Origin of the sequence: Pseudoalteromonas sp. 31A1 (assembly GCF_011378815.1) — a bacterium.
Lineage (GTDB): Bacteria > Pseudomonadota > Gammaproteobacteria > Enterobacterales > Alteromonadaceae > Pseudoalteromonas > Pseudoalteromonas arctica.
Genome location: NZ_WTKY01000007.1, coordinates 144076 through 160348, shown reverse-complemented (window position 1 = coordinate 160348; position 16273 = coordinate 144076). Strand labels below are relative to the sequence as shown.

Here is a 16273-nt window from a genome sequence, read left to right as displayed (position 1 = left end):
ACCATGACACACATAAACTTAGACGAGCTAACCCATCTACAAACCATTAATAAAAAATTAGTAGCGGGTTATCACATTTGCGAGCAAGACAACGTAATGTGGCAAGAGCTTGACCAACACATAGAAGACTACACCGCCCTATTTACAGCCCTAGGTAACGATTTAAAACGCGACAGCCGTGGATTTTATTATTTTGGTAGCGACGAAAGCACACCAAATATGGGCAAGATATCTCGCGCTATCGCGCTCACTATTTACATTTTAATTGAACACTACGCCAATACGGGTAAAGACCCAATGCGCGCATTGTTTGACGACGTAAACGATTTAGAACTTATGCAAACGCTGGTGCAAATTAACAAACATTTGTTTGATCAGCTTGAGATATTTTCGGGATCGGACCTGCGTAAAGACGTATACCTGCGCATGGTGCGCTTAGGTTTAGCCCGTGAAGTAGAAGGCGGCTTTATGCTACAAGCGCCAATTCACCGCTACATAGATGCACTCATGGAAGTAAACGAAGAAACCTATATTACAGAGGACGAGGAATGAAAAATCTATACGGACTAAGTAAACTCGCCCTACTTAACACCGCAGGCTATGCAAAATGTGTGATCCCGCTTGATAAAAGCAGCTCTATTTGCGCGCCAAATAACACAGGTAAAAGCTCGGTTATTAACGCCCTGCAGTTTCCACTTATTAACGATTTACGCTTAACAGAATGGGACGGACACGATTTAGATGAAACCCGAAAGTTTTATTTTTCATCCGATCAGTCGTACATTTTACTAGAAGCTAACTTGCCTCATGGCTCGGTAGTAATAGGCGTTGCGGGACTTGGTAAAATTGCCGGTTACGCGCATCAGTACTTTTGTTATCAAGGAAAGCTTGATTTAGAGCAGTACACGCAAGGTAAAACTATTATTAAATTTACCAAGCTGTTCAACCATTTAAAATCGCTTAATTACAATCCTATTGAGCTTAAAGCACAAGAGCTCAACGCGCTATTGACTGGCGGCGCAACGCCTTTTGACGGCGACATAAACCTAAAAATGATCCCGCTTAATAATGTGCAAGACTCTTCTATTTATAAAGAAATATTTAGACGTATTCTTAACTTACACAAATTAGGCGCAAGCGACGTAAAACGCTTTATGCTACGCGTGTTTGAACGCCATATGTCGAACTCTAAGGTCGACTTTTATGAAGTATGGCGCCGCTCGTTTGATAAAGTAAATCGCTCAAAACGCGAACTAAAAGCCCTTGAGTCAATGCAAGAGCCAATAGCCGCGCTTGAATCAATGCTTGAAAACCAAACCGTGCTTAAAGGTAAATTAGCGGCGTATGCACCTAAAATTGACCAAGCACTGATTGATTTTGATACCTATCAAGAGTCGCAACTTAATGAGCTGGGTATAGCGCTTGAAGATATAGAGCACGAAAAACACGAGTTTGAGCAAAAGCAAAGCCTATACGTACAGCAATCGCGCGACATAGAGCGCAGACAAACACAAATTGAGCAGTGGTTTTTAGATTACGATGCGCTTAAAAGCGAATTTGAACTGGTAAATAAAGCCACCCTTAAAACCAGCCTGACTCAGTTAAAGCAAGATTACGAGTCGCTTTCGCACTCTATAACCAGCGCACAAGGGCAAAGCCTACACACGCTTGACTACCGCATTAGCGAAACACAAAAACAAATTAAGAGCTTAAAGCTGCAACTTAAAAACCTTGAGTTTAATTTGTTTACCCGTATGCGCGAAGATCTCTCGTTAAAAGAAGTAGAAGAAATATCGCGGATTTTAAACCCTGATATTCTCTCATTTGCGACCACCACTAATGGCGATATAACCATTGATGACGAAGATGCGTTTGGTGAATTTTTATCGCTACTTAGCGAAAACGTTAAAGGCGGTGTACTAACTCTGCCAGGTGCGAGCATTAAGCTTAAAAAGCTCTCGCCTGTGCAAATGCAAAGCGGCGAAAACAAAGAGCAATTAACCGCTCAGCTCAGTGCACTTGAGCATTCACTTAAAGAGTTTAAGCAACAGCGCGATGTTGCAGCAAACGTTGCCGACAAGCAAAAAGAAAAAGACGCGCTATACGATGAGCTTATGAGCGCAGAGAGCGCCCTAAAACGCTTAGAACAGTTTGATATAATGCAGCAGTCGGTTGAAGCGCAAGCCATGCTAAAAGAGCAGTTATTAGCTGAGCGCGAACAAGTTGACGACTACCTGCAAGATATTCAAAAAAATAGTGGCTCAATTGCCGATCGCCGCTCGTTAATTAAATCGAAACAAGAGCAAATTAATCGCCAAACTGAGCGCTTACGCCAAGTTAAGAGCGAGCGAATTGATCACACGCTTGATTTATACAGCGGTAAAGTAACTCCATACATGATTGATATTACAGTCGACTTTGATAACTTAAGCGATCTTGTTCATCATTTTAATAAAGACTGCCAAGAGCTGCGTAATTTTGACATAAACGTGCGCAACACCTATTTGCATGTATATAACGCGGGTATTACTAAATTCGACAACGAAAACGACGAATATACTAAGTACCAAAAGCTAATAAGCGCCTTTCATAATATTGATAACGAACGCGATGCGGTTGAACGCCAAGCACGCGTTGCGCTTACCGAAGTGGCTGCGACCATTAAAGGCTTGCGAGAAGATTTAGACCGACTTCGCCGCGAAATGAACAGCTTTAATAAAGGCATAAGCCAGCACCGTATTTCAAATCTGCAAGCGTTTAAAATTAACGTCATACCGCGCAAAATGCTGGTTGATAGTATAGATACCATTATCAGCACGTCGCATCAGTTTGAGCAAGGTGACACACTTGATTTACTGAGCCAAGAACCGTACAGCGAAAGTGCGGTAAACGAAGCGAAAGATCACTTAATTAAACTCGCCTCAGATAAAGCGGGTTTAACGCTTACCGATTTATTTGATATTCGATTTGAAGTGGTTAACCGCGCAGGTGAAACAGAACACTTTGAAAAAATAGATTCGGCGGGTTCAAACGGCACACGTATTACGATTAAGTTATTGTGTGGCATGTTGTTTATTCGTTACTTATTGAGTGACCAGGAACAAAACCTATACCGTATACCTATTTACATAGATGAAGCGGCCGACATTGACCCACAAAATCAAAAAGCAATTATAGAAACCGCACTAAGCTTTGGTTTTGTGCCTATATTTGCCTCAGTTAAGCCACAAATAAGTTGTGACTACATTGTGCCTATTCGTTCAGTAAAAGACGGTGCACAAAACTGGGTAGATGAAAAAGATTGGATTGAAGTTGAACACAATTAATTGGCCGTTAAGGCAAACCAACTAAACTAAAATATAGGACGTTTAAATAATACACATTTAAACTATGTGTGTTATTTTAAATTAATGCATTTTATTGGAGCAAACGTAATGAAAAATATACTTATTGTTGCAGCGCTAGCACTTCTTACAGCCTGTACACAAACCCCAGATTGGGATTACGATAAATCAGCTAACTTTAGTAATTTTAAAACATTTGCTTGGGTAGAAAACGCCAGCCTAACTAAAGACACAAATAACTATCAAATTAATGGCCTGATGGAAAAGCGTGTTCGCACTGCCGTTAACGCAGAGCTGAGCCAAACATTAGGTATGAGCTTAGTTGATGCAGCGCAAGCTGATGTACTTGTTAACTATCATGCATCGGTAGACAAAGAGCTTGAAGTAGACAACTTCAATATAAACTACCGCCCGCATTGGGGTTATTGGGGTACTGGTTTTCAACGCGATACAACTGCGCGTGAATACGAAGTGGGTACACTGATTATTGATATTGTAGATCGTGAATCTAACCAGCTAGTATGGCGCGGCGCAAAAGAAGGTCGATTAAAGAAAAATCAATCGCCAGAAAAGCGTGAAGCATCAATTAATAAAACAGTCAGCGAAATATTAAGTAACTTCCCGCCACAAAAGCAGCAGTAAGTTAAAATTAGCTACAAGTAAGTTTTAAAAGAGCTCACAGTACGTGAGCTTTTTTGTGGGTGTGTATTTTTGGAACTTTTAAAATAAAGTAATTACGAGCTACGCCCGTCACGTCAGCAAGCTGCACGTCTACAAAATAAACACCGGATTAAACTTTACCTGTAGGCGCTAAGCTTGCTTGCGCGAGAAGCGATAGCTTCTAATTATTTATCTTTGTGCGCTTACCCTACTCTAAGTTACGATTTATACTTATGCAGTAACTCAAGCGGTATATGGCAATAGTCATCAGGATGATTAGTTAACCGGTCTTGATGCTCAGGATCGCTTGGCACGTAGTTAGTTAGCAGCTCTACCCCTACCACAATTTTATCGGCATCACTTCGCTGGCTTATATAATTGCTAGCAACCTTTAAATGATCTTGGCTTTTGCTATAAATGGCAGTGCGATATTTAGGGCCTACGTCATCCCCTTGTTTGTTAACGCTATACGGATCAATAATCTCAAAAAAGAAGCCAAACAGCTCGTTTAAGCTAACCGATTTTGTACTAAATATTACTTTTACACACTCAGCATAACCGTCGTATTCGCCTTGTGTATTATCATTTGTTCCATTAGCCCGCCCTGCTTCAGTACTTATTACACCAGGTAAGTGCTTTAAAAACTCTTGCACACCCCACAGGCAGCCACCTGCAAAGTAAATAGTATCTTGCTGTTTTATATTCATAATAAATGTGACCAAATTTGTTAGATGCATTAACTTTGCAAATGATTATCAAATGCAGTTTTTAATGAATTAATGTACAATCGCGCCAAAATCGCAGTTGTTTAATTGAATTATTTTATCACGCCTTAAAAGTGTGTTCTGAATTTAATTGTTACCGTAATTGCATATAAAAAATGAGACACACAACATGAAATGGTCACCGCACTTTATACTCCCTGCACTGCTATGCAGCGCGAGCAGTTTTGCCTACGGCGAAGCTATAACTGATAAAACTGAAGCATCACCGGCAATCGAGAAAATAACGGTTGAGGCATCGCCCACTGCAAACACATTACCTGTAGGTACATTTGACTCTCCAGTATCTAATTTAGAGTATGACCCACGTGTTGATTTACAATCACGTAATATGGCTGAAGCGCAAGCCGATGTAACTATACGCGGTGGTATTTTTGAAAATACCGGCTTTAGAGTTGGTAGTGCTACTTTACTTGACCCACAGTCTGGGCATTACTTTGCTGAAATTCCTATTGCACCGCAAATGCTTACCGGCCCTTATATTTTAACAGGCGCAGACAATGCACTTAATGGTGCTAATAGCTCTGTAGGCACTGTATCGTTTGGCTGGAAACCAATTAGCACGGGCGGCAGTGTATCGGTAGGTACTGGCACAAACGATTTTAACTTACAAAGCTTACATGCAGGTGTAAGTATGCCCCTTGAAGGCGCAAAGGATTGGAAGCTTGGTTTTGAAGGCGAGATTTCTCACTCACAAAGCGATGGCACTATTGATAACGGCGATCACGACTTTACGCGTGCATCGGGTCGCGTTCAATTAGCTGGCGCTGATTCTCAAACCGATTTGTTTTTTGGCTCACAAGATAAGTTTTTTGGCTGGCCAAATTTGTACACACCATTTGGCGTTAACGAAACAGAAGAGCTAGAAACCCGCTTATTAATGCTAAACCATAAGCAAAATTATGCGCAGGATAGTAACTTTGAAGTATCGGCTTATTACCGCACACACGACGATCATTATATTTACTCTCGCGAAAATCCAAGCGCTTTTGAAGCGTTCCACAAAAGTGAAGTTAAGTCGTTAGCGCTATCGGGGCATCATGCTCAAAGCGATGTATTTGCTGTAAATTATTCAGCACAGTTTATTGACGACTCAATTGAATCTACCACGCTTGAAAACAACTTTACCTCTCGTAAGTATTATAAATTAAGCGTATTGCCTGAATACAAAATGGCGCTTGAGGATAATAAACAACTTACATTTCGTTTAGGTGCTGCGTTTGACGATACAAATAGAGACGACTCTGAACTGTCACTTATTGGTGATATAACGCTTAATACACAAAACAGCAAAGGTTTTGAGCGCACGTTTTATTTATCGTACGCAGAGGCAAGCCAAGTGGCAGGCTATACCGCCATTGGCGGAAGTGATTCAGGCGGGTTATTTAGAAGTAATTACACCCTTGAGCGCGAAACGACTAAAAGCCTAGAGCTGGGTTTATTAGTTGATGAGCAAACTTGGCAACTTAATTCGGCTATTTTTTATCGCAAAGATGACAACTTAACCGATTGGACGTTTAATTTTGATTCAAGCTCTGCGCGCTTTGCAAACCCTGTAGATATAAATACGACGGGCATTGAGTTCTTAGCAACTAAACACTTTGAAACCACCGAAATTGTAGCGAGTTACACCTACCTTCATAAATCAGAAAACTACGGTGCGGCAGATATTGACGCTAGTTTTTACGCATTAAACTTCCCTGATCACCGCCTAACACTCGGCGCAGTGTGGAATCCTACTGATATATTGCAGTTTAGAATAGATAACGAGTGGCGCAAACAGCACGAAAATGCGCTACGCGGTAGTGACGACGATGCTTTATTTACTCATTTAACGTTAAAAATTACACCACCTATGGTGAAAAACTTATTTATTACGTTAGCAGCAGATAATTTATGGGGTGAATCGTTTGAAGAGATACCTGGTACACCAGGGCGAGGTGAGCAATATACGTTAAGCGCAACGTATAGTTGGTAGAATTGAGCTATCACATTCAAAGACCTGTTTATTTAAAACAGGTCTTTGAATAAATATTTAGCAAAGAATAAACGACATACTAAATATTAAGAGCTTTGATTACTCAGCTTATATTGAACCAGAACGACATTGTCTTTTTCTTAGTTCATTATCAATTTGTAAAGGGCGACTAAGCTCATCTGTAAGAACCTGCGAAACAACCGTACCGGTTTCAACTTCTTGTATCCAGATTGATATTTTATCCCCTTCCCTTTTTCTATTTAGCATGTAGCTTTTATCAGAATCTAAATTAACGTTAAAATTAACAAAAGCTTCTTTTTGACTATTTAAAACATCAGGGTTTGAAACACTCGCCTTTACCCATAAATCATGCTCACCACTGATATACTGCTTTGGTTCAGCCCATTGTGTAGGTTTTTTGTTAAAGCACATCAAGTGGACATATTCTAGATCTACTCCCTGCTCTCTTTTAAAGTTTTCGAGTCTAAAATGGTCTTCTTTAATATCGGTTTTAATGGGTAAGTTTGAACAACCTAATAAAGTCACACCTAATGTAAATGCTGTAATTAAATTTTTCATTTTTCTTTCCTTTTAAAAATTAAGATTGAACGAAATCACCTATAAATGAGATTTATAAAAAGTATCTTACAATTTCCTATATTAGCAACAAAATTAAATATGTCTAATATTTCGCCATTAAATAAATTAACGACTGCTTTTAATAACCTTGTGAAGATTTTTATTAATAATATATTGTAAATAGATGTGTATTAAAAACGAGGATTAAGTTAGCTCTTCAAGCTCTGTAATAAGTGCTAAAGCTTGTGCATTTGTTGACCCGCACACATCAAGCGTGGCGCTAAAATCACTGCATACTTTAGGTCGGCTTGAATCACCAAATAACTTACATAAATTACGTTCGTCCAGCTGAATACAGCGCTCTCCGGCCTTTTTACCATTTGGCATACCTGGAATAGGCGAACTAATACTTGGCGCGATACAACATGCGCCGCAGCCTAGCCTGCAACTCATCGATTCGGTTTTCATAATATCCTCTGAATAAAACACACTTACTTTAATCCCTTTTTAGGAACGTAATTAGCCGCATGTTGAGTTGTAATGTACATATGTAATGCTTTGTTACATCTTAAAACGCCTTGTAAACACTTTATTGCGTATTATTGCTCTGTCACCACCAATTATGAAGGAATGCCTTGTGGCTACTACAAAACAAATAATACTCCCAATTGCTGTTTTAGCAGGCGGTATTGCTTTAGCTTTCGCCTTTATGGCAATGAAAAAACCACCCGAAGAAAAGCCAGAGCAAGATTTACGCCCTTTAGTTGCAACACAAAGCATACTTTTAGATTCTATAACGCTCGATGTTAAATCGTACGGCATTGTTAAACCAAAGGACCGTACCGAGCTGATAGCACAAGTTAGTGGGCAAGTTATTTCAGTATCAGATCAATTTGTTGAAGGCGCGTTTGTAAAGCAAGGCGATATTTTAGCACGAATTGATGCAAATGATTACGAGGCAGACTTTATTGAAGCGCAAGCAGGTTTAGCACAAGCAAGCTCAGCACTTGAAATAGAACGCGCACAAGCACATGTAGCAAAAGCTGAATGGGAGCGTATTAAATCGGACTCAAGCGAAGCTATTGCCTCAGAACTTTATTTACGTAAACCACAACTGGCCGAAAAACTAGCGCGTTACCGCTCTGCTCAAGCAAGTGTTAAACGTGCTAGCCGCAATCTTGAACGTACTTATATTAAAGCCCCATACGATGCCATTATTAATGAACGCACAATTAGCTTGGGTTCAGTAGTAAACCCAGGTAATAGTTTTGGTGCATTGAGTGCAACCTCAGTTGCAGAGGTACGTTTACCCGTTGCCGACCAAGAACTACAATATTTAAAAAATGGCGGCTTAGGCTCAAATGTTACATTTAACGCAGAATACGCGGGTAAGCAAACAATGTGGCAAGCCAAAGTAATTCGCACCGAAGGTGTGGTTGATCAAACAAGCCGTATGAGCTACTTGGTAGCACAACTTGCAATACCTTATGGCGATAAAACACGCCCACTTCGTTTTGGGTCATACATTAACGCTACAATTGAAGGTCGCCCGCTTGATAACGCGATTATTGTTGCGCACCATTTAGTTAAAGATAATAAAATTGTAATTTTAAATGACGATTTAACATTGTCGTTTAAAACCCTCAATATTATACGCGAACAAAACGGCATGATTATAGCCAGCCAAGGGTTAAAAAATGGCGAGCAAATTGTTACCTCAGCACTTGAGTATCCTACTGAAGGTATGGCAGTAAAAGTTGAAGATATTGTGCCAAATAAAACTGATGTAACTCAACTTGCGCTGAAAGAGGAATAATCATGAGCACTCGTGAAACAGGGTTAATAGCATGGTTTGCCCGAAATCCCGTTGCTGCCAACCTACTAATGATATTTATATTAGTGGGCGGTATTTTAATGGCGATGACCATTCGCAAACAAATGTTCCCACAGTTTGAAAGTAACTGGATAAGCGTACAAGCAGTTTACCCAGGAGCTGCCCCGCAAGAGGTTGAAGAAGGAATAACCATAAAAGTTGAGGAAAACCTCGAAGGTATTGAAGGTATTAAACGCCTAATTACTTACTCTAACCGTGGTTTTTCACAAGCGTGGATTGAAATAGAAGAACAATACAATCCACAAGAAGTACTTGATGAAATTAAAGTACAAGTTGATTCAATAAATACCTTTCCTGCTGGAATGGAACGCCCTGTTGTTCGCCGTGATAAGTTTGAGCAAGAAGTAATGATACTCGCGCTTTATGGGGACATGAGTAACTACCAGTTAAAAGAGCTTGGCAACGATATAAAAGATGAACTGCAAGCGCTGCCTCACGTTAACCTTGTTAATTTTAACGGCGGCTTAGAGTACGAAATTGGCATAGAAGTTAGCCCCGATAAACTGCGCGAATATGGCTTAACATTTAGAGATATTGCAGGCGCGGTGCAAAACTTTTCGGCCAATATGTCGGCGGGACAAATACGATCTGAAAACGGTTATATTTCGATGCGTGTTGAAAAACAAGCCTACCGTGGCTTTGAGTTTGAAAAACTCCCCCTTATTACCCTTGCTGATGGCGCACAAATTTATTTAGGCGATGTAGCAACCATTAACGATGGCTTTGAAGAAGGCCTGCAGTATTCAAAATATAATGGTAAAAACTCATTATCGTTTGAAGTTAATGCATCAAAAGATCAAGATATTACCGATGTAGCAAAAGTTCTTAAAAGCTACATGGCCGCTAAAGAGCCACTTTTACCTGCAGGCGTTAAGCTATCTCCTATTGTTGATTTAACTTACTACCTTGAAGGTCGACTCGATATGATGGTCGATAACATGATTTGGGGTGGCTTGTTAGTAATGATAGTGCTGGCACTATTTTTACCACTACGCTTGGCATTTTGGGTAATGATGGGTTTACCGGTGTCTTTTCTAGGTGCCTTTTTGTTTATGCCCATTGGCTTTTTAGATGTAACAATTAACCTAGCCTCACTTTTTGCCTTTATACTTGTGCTCGGGATTGTTGTTGATGACGCCATAGTTGTTGGCGAATCAGCCAGTGCCGAAATAGAAAAATACGGTCATACACTTGATAACGTAGTACGCGGTGTTAAACGTGTTGCGATGCCAGCAACCTTTGGTGTACTAACTACCATTGCTGCATTTTTACCACAAACACTCGCAACCGGCCCTGGTGCTGCTTTTTCTAAGGCCATTGGTGGCGTTATTATTTTATGTTTGATTTTTTCACTCATTGAATCAAAACTTATTTTACCTGCACACATTGCAGCAATGAACCCGCGTAAACCAAACCCTAAAAATCCATTACATCGCTTACGTATGGTAATTGATAGTGGCTTAAAAGGCTTTGTGAATAACTACTACCTTCCTTTTGTTAGCCGCTGTATTCACTACCGCTATACAGTAATTGTTGGCTTTATGTGTTTGCTTATTGTAAGCGCAGGTATGTTTGCAGGTGGTTTAGTTAAGTTTGTACCAAACCCAAAAATACCGCACGACTTTCCACGTATTGATATAGAGATGAACCTTGCCTCATCTGAGCAAGCAACGCTTGAAACCGCACGTAAAATAGAAAGCGTGTTGTTAAAGGTCGATCAGCAATTACAAGAGCAATACGGTAAACCGATGATCCGCGATTTATCGGTAAGCCTGCGCGGACGAACTGAAGCAAATATTATGGCCATTTTGGTAGAGCCTGATTTACGCCCTATCGACACCTTTGCCCTAAGTGCATTATGGCGTGAGCAAATGCCCGCCCTACCAGGCATTAAAACCATGACGATTCAAGACAGTATAATGAATGGCGGTCGAGATGATGGCGACGTTAGCTTTAAACTTGAAGGCAAAAATGCTGACGAACTAAAAGAAGTGGCTGGTAAATTAAAAGCCAAATTACAAACAATGGAAGGCGTTGGCGACGTAAACGATTCAATGCAAAGCGCTACCGACGAAGTGCAACTTGATTTAAAACCACTCGCTTACAGCATGGGTTTAACGCTTGCTGATGTCGCATCGCAAGTTAGCTTTAGTTACTACGGCTTAGAAGCGCAGCGAATATTGCGTGAAGGCGAAGAAATTAAAGTTATGATCCGCTATCCAGAAGACGAACGTAACTCAATTAGTGACATAGCAAGTGTGCGTATTATCACGCCTACTGGCGCTGAAGTACCGCTAAGTGAAGTAGCCGAAGTTAAGCTGGTTGACGGTGTAAACCGTATTCGCCGCGAAAACTCTAAACGTACTGTAAACGTATGGGCTGCGGTAAATACCGACCAAGCCGAACCATTTGCAATTGCAGAAGAAATTCGTGATGAATACTTACCAACATTACTTAAAAGCTACCCTGGCGTTACAAGTGATGTAGCTGGGCGCATTCAAGAAGAGATGGATAGCGCTTCAGAACAGCTTCGTGACTTTGGTATATCAATGATGATTATATTTGCTTTATTAGCGATTCCACTTCGCTCTTACTCGCAGCCACTTATTATTATGTCGGTTATTCCGTTTGGTGTAGTGGGCGCTATGTTTGGCCATATGATTTTAGGTATGACCATGAGTAGCTTATCGATGTTTGGCATTATTGCTGTAGCGGGTGTGGTCGTAAATGATTCCCTCGTTATGGTTGATTTTGTAAACAAAGCCCGCGCTGAAGGTGTTTCGATTAAGGATGCTGTAATGCAAGCCGGTGCTCGTCGCTTTAGAGCAATATTACTCACCTCAATCACTACCTTTATTGGTGTAATGCCAATTATTTTTGAAACGAGTTTACAAGCTAAAATTGTTATCCCGATGGCTGTATCACTTGCTTTTGGTGTGTTATTTGCCACAGTAATTACACTGATACTTATACCGTGCCAGTATGTTGCACTAGAAGATGCTAAACGATTAGTACGTAAAATGCGTGGCAAGCCACCACTAGTAGATGCCCAACCAGCGCCTACTAATAGCTAAATTAAGTAACATCCCAACCAAAAAAGCTCGGCATACTATATGCCGAGCTTTTTATTTTTATCTTAAAAATGATATTCAACTATTTACTAATATTACTTCTACTACTCATTTTTTAACACATAGACTCCATCAACAGTCCTAATAATTGAAAGAAATATTGCTCGTTTTTCATTTCGAATACGTTATGGTATTTAAATAATAAATAAACATAATAAAATTAAGGAGCAGCCATGAATACCTCACAATCAAATCACATCCCGCAAGAAGCCTTTGATTGGTATGACGAATACGCACACGGTTTAATGGACCGCCGTACGTTTATGAAAAAACTCGGTGGTTTAGCTGCACTTGGTTTTTCGATGGCTGTACTTACATCAGCGCTATTACCTAATTACGCGTTTGCTGAGCAAGTCTCGTTTAATGATGACGATATTACGGCAACGTACGAAGAATTCGATTCGCCAGACGGGCACGGTAAAGGCAAAGGTTACTTAGCAACCCCTAAAAACATAGAAGGTAAGCTTCCTGTTGTTCTTGTGATACACGAAAACCGTGGATTAAACCCATACGTAAAGGATGTAGCAAGACGCTTAGCGAAGGTAGGCTTTATTGCATTTGCACCCGATGCGCTATTTCCACTGGGTGGCTACCCTGGTAATGATGATGAAGGACGCGCTATGCAAAAAACCATGGATCGCGCTAAAATTCAAAACGATTTTGTAGCCGCAGCACACTTTTTAAAATCGCATGCTAACAGTAACGGTAAGTTAGGCGCTGTCGGTTTTTGTTTTGGCGGCTACATTGTTAATTATTTAGCGGCAGTAGATAGCAACTTAATTAGCGCCGGAGTGCCTTTTTACGGTACTCCAGCCAGCGAAAGTTTACGTAAAAATATTAAAGCACCATTAATGATTCAATTGGGCGAGCTAGATAAACGTGTAAACGCGTCTTGGCCACAGTACGAACAAGACTTAAAAGCCAATAACGTTGAATACACTATGCATATGTATAAAGGAGCTAATCACGGTTTCCATAACGACTCTACAGGTCGGTATGATAAAGACAATGCTGAACTTGCATGGCAGCGTACCGTTGAGTTTTTTAATAAAAAGCTAAGTTAAGTTACTTAACGATTAAAAAATAATGCCACCAGCGTAAAGCCGATGGCATTATTTAAAAATACTTGGTTATTTTTATCAACTTTATGCTTTTTTGCTACGCATAACTAGTAACGATAAAAAGACGAGTAAATAAATATTTAAAGAACCACCACTGCTAGAGCCATCTTTATTTTCAACTTTCGCAATTCTCTCTTCTTTAACACGTGTTTTAAATCTTGCTAGTTCGGCATCTAAATTAGCGGTCATATCTGTAACAGCAAGATCAAAACCCTCTGCCGACTTTTTAGATAATGTTTCATCAATACCTATTGCGGTTGTTCTTTTTTCAAGCTTGCTTATACCAGGCGCTCTAAACAGCATTTTTCTACTTTTAATGTCAAAAACGGCCGTATCAACAAAGGTTTGAATTGTATTTTCATTCCCCGGAATAACGTACATACCCACTATCGTCCAATAAAGTAAGGCGGCATTATTTTCATAAGATTGTGTAACTTGATCATAAGAAACCAGTGCCATTACATCTACATCGTAAAGCCTCCCGACTTGCTCGAGTGTTGCAAAACCTTCACCACCCTTTAAATAGGTGCTTGGTATAACTTCAATGCGGTCAATATAATCATATTGTAAAAATGACTTTTTTACTTTTTCGAGCAGTTCGACTTGGTTTTGGGTCTCTAACCCGTCTGGCTGCCAGTTTTTAGAAGGTACAAATGCAATTCCGACGGTAACAGGGAGTTTTAAAACAGGTATTTCAGGTTTATAGGTAGAGCGGCTTTGTTGATCAGGATATAAGAAGTCCATTAAGCTACTAGATTGCGTATTTTTACCTGTATTGTTACTCACAAACGAACTACAAGAAGCAAGTAAGACCGCCATCAAAATGATTATATATTTATTAAATTTCATATTTATTCCTTTTTATTTTTAATTTAATTCAGTTACACGCCAAAGCATATCTAAGGCCTAGGGAAGTAAATAATCTTTCCTTAATTAGCTCAGTACGCTTTTATCAATAATTCCTTTATTTACCAACTGCTGCAGAATAGCTTGGGATTTTGCTCTGCATGCATCACGTAGTAAACGTACCGCAGGCGTTATTGACTGCCTACTTGGGCAAATAAGCCATAATTCGCCATTAGTGTGTTGATAACCTGGCAAAGCAGTAACCACCCTATCATTGAGTAAATCATCGGCTATATCGAGTGCTGACTTTACTGCTAAGCCTTTACCCGCAACACACCATCGCCTCACTAGGTCACCATCGTTAGACGCGCGCCGACCATCCATTTTAACTTTATATTTTGTCTCGCCATCGGTGAATTCCCACGTGTTATTTATAATATCTTGCAGTTGATAAAATAAGCCTTGGTGATTAGCTAAGTCGTCTGGATGTTCAGGAGAGCCATTTTGTAATAAATATTCTTGAGTTGCACATAATAAGCGCGGTACGTTGCAAATTTTAAAACCGTAAACGCTAGCGTCACTTGGCGAGCCATAACGAAGTGCTATATCAACTGAATCACGATAAAAATCAATATTACTGTCACTTATATGCGCTCGGAGGCTTAACTTAGGATAATTATCCATCAGCTCATCAATCCATGGGATAACTAAATTTCGCCCCAAATCGGATGAAAGAGCAACACGTAATTCGCCTTCAATTTCGTCATGCTCACCTTTAAGGTTATACTTAGCTTGCTCAAGTATTGCTAAAGCTTGTTCGCACTGAGGTATATAGCGCTCCCCAGCAGCTGATAATCTTAAATGACGTGTAGTACGTACAAACAGTTCACTGCCCAGTGCTAACTCAACACGCTTAATTACCGCGCTCGCAGTTGCTGTGCGCATATCTAACTTAGCAGCAGCAAGCGTAATACTTCTAAATTCTGCTACTTTTAGAATAAGTTTTAAATCTTCTATGTTCATATTATCTATATATATTTGATAATGTTTCAATGATTATGATGTTTATTAAATGCAAAGCAAGCGCTATTATCAAATCCGTAAAATATTGTTATTTAAAACTGATTGGTCACTATTGAATTATTTAAATTCAAACCAATTAATAACAACTCGTTCAATTTATTTATTTGGAAAAATAATGACTCACCCAATTATTAGTGATTTAGAAAAACGCTACACAACTAAACGTTACACAACCAAGCGTATTCCTCAAGATGACCTAGACGTAGTATATGAAGCTATGCGTCTTTCTCCTTCATCAATTAACTCGCAGCCTTGGAAGTTTGTTGTAATTGAATCTGATGAAGCAAAAGAGCGTATGCATACTACCTTTGCTAATAAATTTCAGTTTAATCAACCACACATTAAAACAGCTTCACATATTATTTTATTTGCTTATAACCCTAAATATACACGTGACGATTACGCACAAGTAATTGATGCTGACATTAAAAATGGTCGTACAAAAGCAGAAAATCGCGAACAATCATTTGGTGCTTTCGCGTTTGTTGATATGAATACTGATGAGCAAGGCAATAACGCAACGTGGACTAAAGCGCAAACTTACATAGCGCTTGGTAACACAATGCATGCAGCAGCACGCTTAGGTATTGATTCAACTCCTATGGAAGGCGTTGATGCTGAACTTATTGGTGAAGTTTTTGAAAAAGAGCTAGATGGTTACATTTGTGATGTAGCATTAGTACTTGGCTACCATGATGACGCTGAGGATTATAATGCTAAATTACCTAAATCTCGCTTAGCAAAAGAGCAAGTTATTCAGGTTTTATAATTTTTCAAACCAAGCAGCTGGTGTATGTCAGCTGTTATTTTTCGCTTATACATTTATAAATACAAATCATATTCAGTCAAGGATCT

At 39.7% G+C, this 16273-nt stretch carries 13 protein-coding genes; 8 read left to right on the top strand and 5 right to left on the bottom strand.

The genetic code is table 11. The annotated features are described in order from the left end of the window. The first annotated feature begins 3 nt into the window (after window positions 1-3). The 3 genes from GQR52_RS09505 (at window position 4) to GQR52_RS09495 (ending at window position 3986) form a co-directional block, all read left to right on the top strand. Complete coding sequence (locus GQR52_RS09505; protein WP_165728258.1) at window positions 4-552, top strand: hypothetical protein; 549 nt, start codon at window positions 4-6, stop codon at window positions 550-552. Continuing rightward, complete coding sequence (locus GQR52_RS09500) at window positions 549-3326, top strand: ATPase (RefSeq protein ID WP_165728257.1); 2778 nt, start codon at window positions 549-551, stop codon at window positions 3324-3326. The genes GQR52_RS09505 and GQR52_RS09500 overlap by 4 nt, the downstream gene beginning before the upstream one ends. Window positions 3327-3434: 108 nt before the next feature. Next, complete coding sequence (locus tag GQR52_RS09495; protein ID WP_007581899.1) at window positions 3435-3986, top strand: DUF4136 domain-containing protein; 552 nt, start codon at window positions 3435-3437, stop codon at window positions 3984-3986. A 236-nt stretch (window positions 3987-4222) separates the two neighbouring features. Here the strand turns inward: GQR52_RS09495 and GQR52_RS09490 are convergent, their stop codons facing one another. Then, window positions 4223-4711: a peptide-methionine (S)-S-oxide reductase gene (locus GQR52_RS09490; RefSeq protein WP_165728256.1), complete on the bottom strand. Its 489-nt coding sequence runs from the start codon at window positions 4709-4711 to the stop codon at window positions 4223-4225. 187 nt (window positions 4712-4898) lie between these two features. On the opposite strand from GQR52_RS09490, the gene GQR52_RS09485 reads away from it, so the two are divergent. Continuing rightward, the gene (locus GQR52_RS09485; protein ID WP_165728255.1) at window positions 4899-6764 is read left to right on the top strand and encodes a TonB-dependent receptor; all 1866 of its coding nucleotides are present in this window, start codon (window positions 4899-4901) and stop codon (window positions 6762-6764) included. 108 nt (window positions 6765-6872) lie between these two features. On the opposite strand, the gene GQR52_RS09480 is transcribed toward GQR52_RS09485, so the two are convergent. After that, complete coding sequence (locus GQR52_RS09480) at window positions 6873-7343, bottom strand: hypothetical protein (RefSeq protein WP_165728254.1); 471 nt, start codon at window positions 7341-7343, stop codon at window positions 6873-6875. A 204-nt stretch (window positions 7344-7547) separates the two neighbouring features. Beyond that, the gene (locus GQR52_RS09475; protein ID WP_007581895.1) at window positions 7548-7811 is read right to left on the bottom strand and encodes a YkgJ family cysteine cluster protein; all 264 of its coding nucleotides are present in this window, start codon (window positions 7809-7811) and stop codon (window positions 7548-7550) included. 169 nt (window positions 7812-7980) lie between these two features. On the opposite strand from GQR52_RS09475, the gene GQR52_RS09470 reads away from it, so the two are divergent. The 3 genes from GQR52_RS09470 (at window position 7981) to GQR52_RS09460 (ending at window position 13432) form a co-directional block, all read left to right on the top strand. Next, window positions 7981-9159 carry an efflux RND transporter periplasmic adaptor subunit gene (locus tag GQR52_RS09470; protein ID WP_165728253.1) on the top strand — a complete coding sequence of 393 codons (1179 nt, stop codon included), beginning with the start codon at window positions 7981-7983 and terminating at the stop codon, window positions 9157-9159. A gap of 2 nt (window positions 9160-9161) precedes the next feature. Then, window positions 9162-12311: an efflux RND transporter permease subunit gene (locus GQR52_RS09465; RefSeq protein WP_165728252.1), complete on the top strand. Its 3150-nt coding sequence runs from the start codon at window positions 9162-9164 to the stop codon at window positions 12309-12311. 230 nt (window positions 12312-12541) lie between these two features. After that, window positions 12542-13432, top strand: a complete 891-nt coding sequence (locus tag GQR52_RS09460; RefSeq protein WP_165728251.1) for a dienelactone hydrolase family protein — start codon at window positions 12542-12544, stop codon at window positions 13430-13432. 81 nt (window positions 13433-13513) lie between these two features. Here GQR52_RS09460 and rhlP read toward each other — a convergent pair whose 3' ends face one another. Together rhlP and GQR52_RS09450 are read right to left on the bottom strand one after the other, a co-directional pair. Then, on the bottom strand, window positions 13514-14338 hold the full coding sequence (rhlP, locus tag GQR52_RS09455; RefSeq protein WP_165728250.1) for a rhombotarget lipoprotein: 825 nt from the start codon (window positions 14336-14338) through the stop codon (window positions 13514-13516). An 84-nt stretch (window positions 14339-14422) separates the two neighbouring features. Next, window positions 14423-15358, bottom strand: a complete 936-nt coding sequence (locus GQR52_RS09450) for a LysR family transcriptional regulator (protein ID WP_165728249.1) — start codon at window positions 15356-15358, stop codon at window positions 14423-14425. 175 nt (window positions 15359-15533) lie between these two features. Between GQR52_RS09450 and GQR52_RS09445 the strand changes: the two genes are divergently transcribed. Continuing rightward, window positions 15534-16187 (top strand): nitroreductase family protein, encoded by a 654-nt coding sequence (locus tag GQR52_RS09445; protein ID WP_165728248.1) that lies wholly within the window; start codon window positions 15534-15536, stop codon window positions 16185-16187. Window positions 16188-16273: the final 86 nt, after the last annotated feature.

Excerpts from the sequence above, each read along its gene's own strand:
- GQR52_RS09505 (WP_165728258.1), top strand. The coding sequence starts at position 4 with ATGACACACATAAACTTAGACGAGCTAACCCATCTACAAACCATTAAT.
- GQR52_RS09500 (WP_165728257.1), top strand. The coding sequence starts at position 549 with ATGAAAAATCTATACGGACTAAGTAAACTCGCCCTACTTAACACCGCA.
- GQR52_RS09495 (WP_007581899.1), top strand. The coding sequence starts at position 3,435 with ATGAAAAATATACTTATTGTTGCAGCGCTAGCACTTCTTACAGCCTGT.
- GQR52_RS09490 (WP_165728256.1), bottom strand. The coding sequence starts at position 4,711 with ATGAATATAAAACAGCAAGATACTATTTACTTTGCAGGTGGCTGCCTG.
- GQR52_RS09485 (WP_165728255.1), top strand. The coding sequence starts at position 4,899 with ATGAAATGGTCACCGCACTTTATACTCCCTGCACTGCTATGCAGCGCG.
- GQR52_RS09480 (WP_165728254.1), bottom strand. The coding sequence starts at position 7,343 with ATGAAAAATTTAATTACAGCATTTACATTAGGTGTGACTTTATTAGGT.
- GQR52_RS09475 (WP_007581895.1), bottom strand. The coding sequence starts at position 7,811 with ATGAAAACCGAATCGATGAGTTGCAGGCTAGGCTGCGGCGCATGTTGT.
- GQR52_RS09465 (WP_165728252.1), top strand. The coding sequence starts at position 9,162 with ATGAGCACTCGTGAAACAGGGTTAATAGCATGGTTTGCCCGAAATCCC.
- GQR52_RS09460 (WP_165728251.1), top strand. The coding sequence starts at position 12,542 with ATGAATACCTCACAATCAAATCACATCCCGCAAGAAGCCTTTGATTGG.
- rhlP (WP_165728250.1), bottom strand. The coding sequence starts at position 14,338 with ATGAAATTTAATAAATATATAATCATTTTGATGGCGGTCTTACTTGCT.
- GQR52_RS09450 (WP_165728249.1), bottom strand. The coding sequence starts at position 15,358 with ATGAACATAGAAGATTTAAAACTTATTCTAAAAGTAGCAGAATTTAGA.
- GQR52_RS09445 (WP_165728248.1), top strand. The coding sequence starts at position 15,534 with ATGACTCACCCAATTATTAGTGATTTAGAAAAACGCTACACAACTAAA.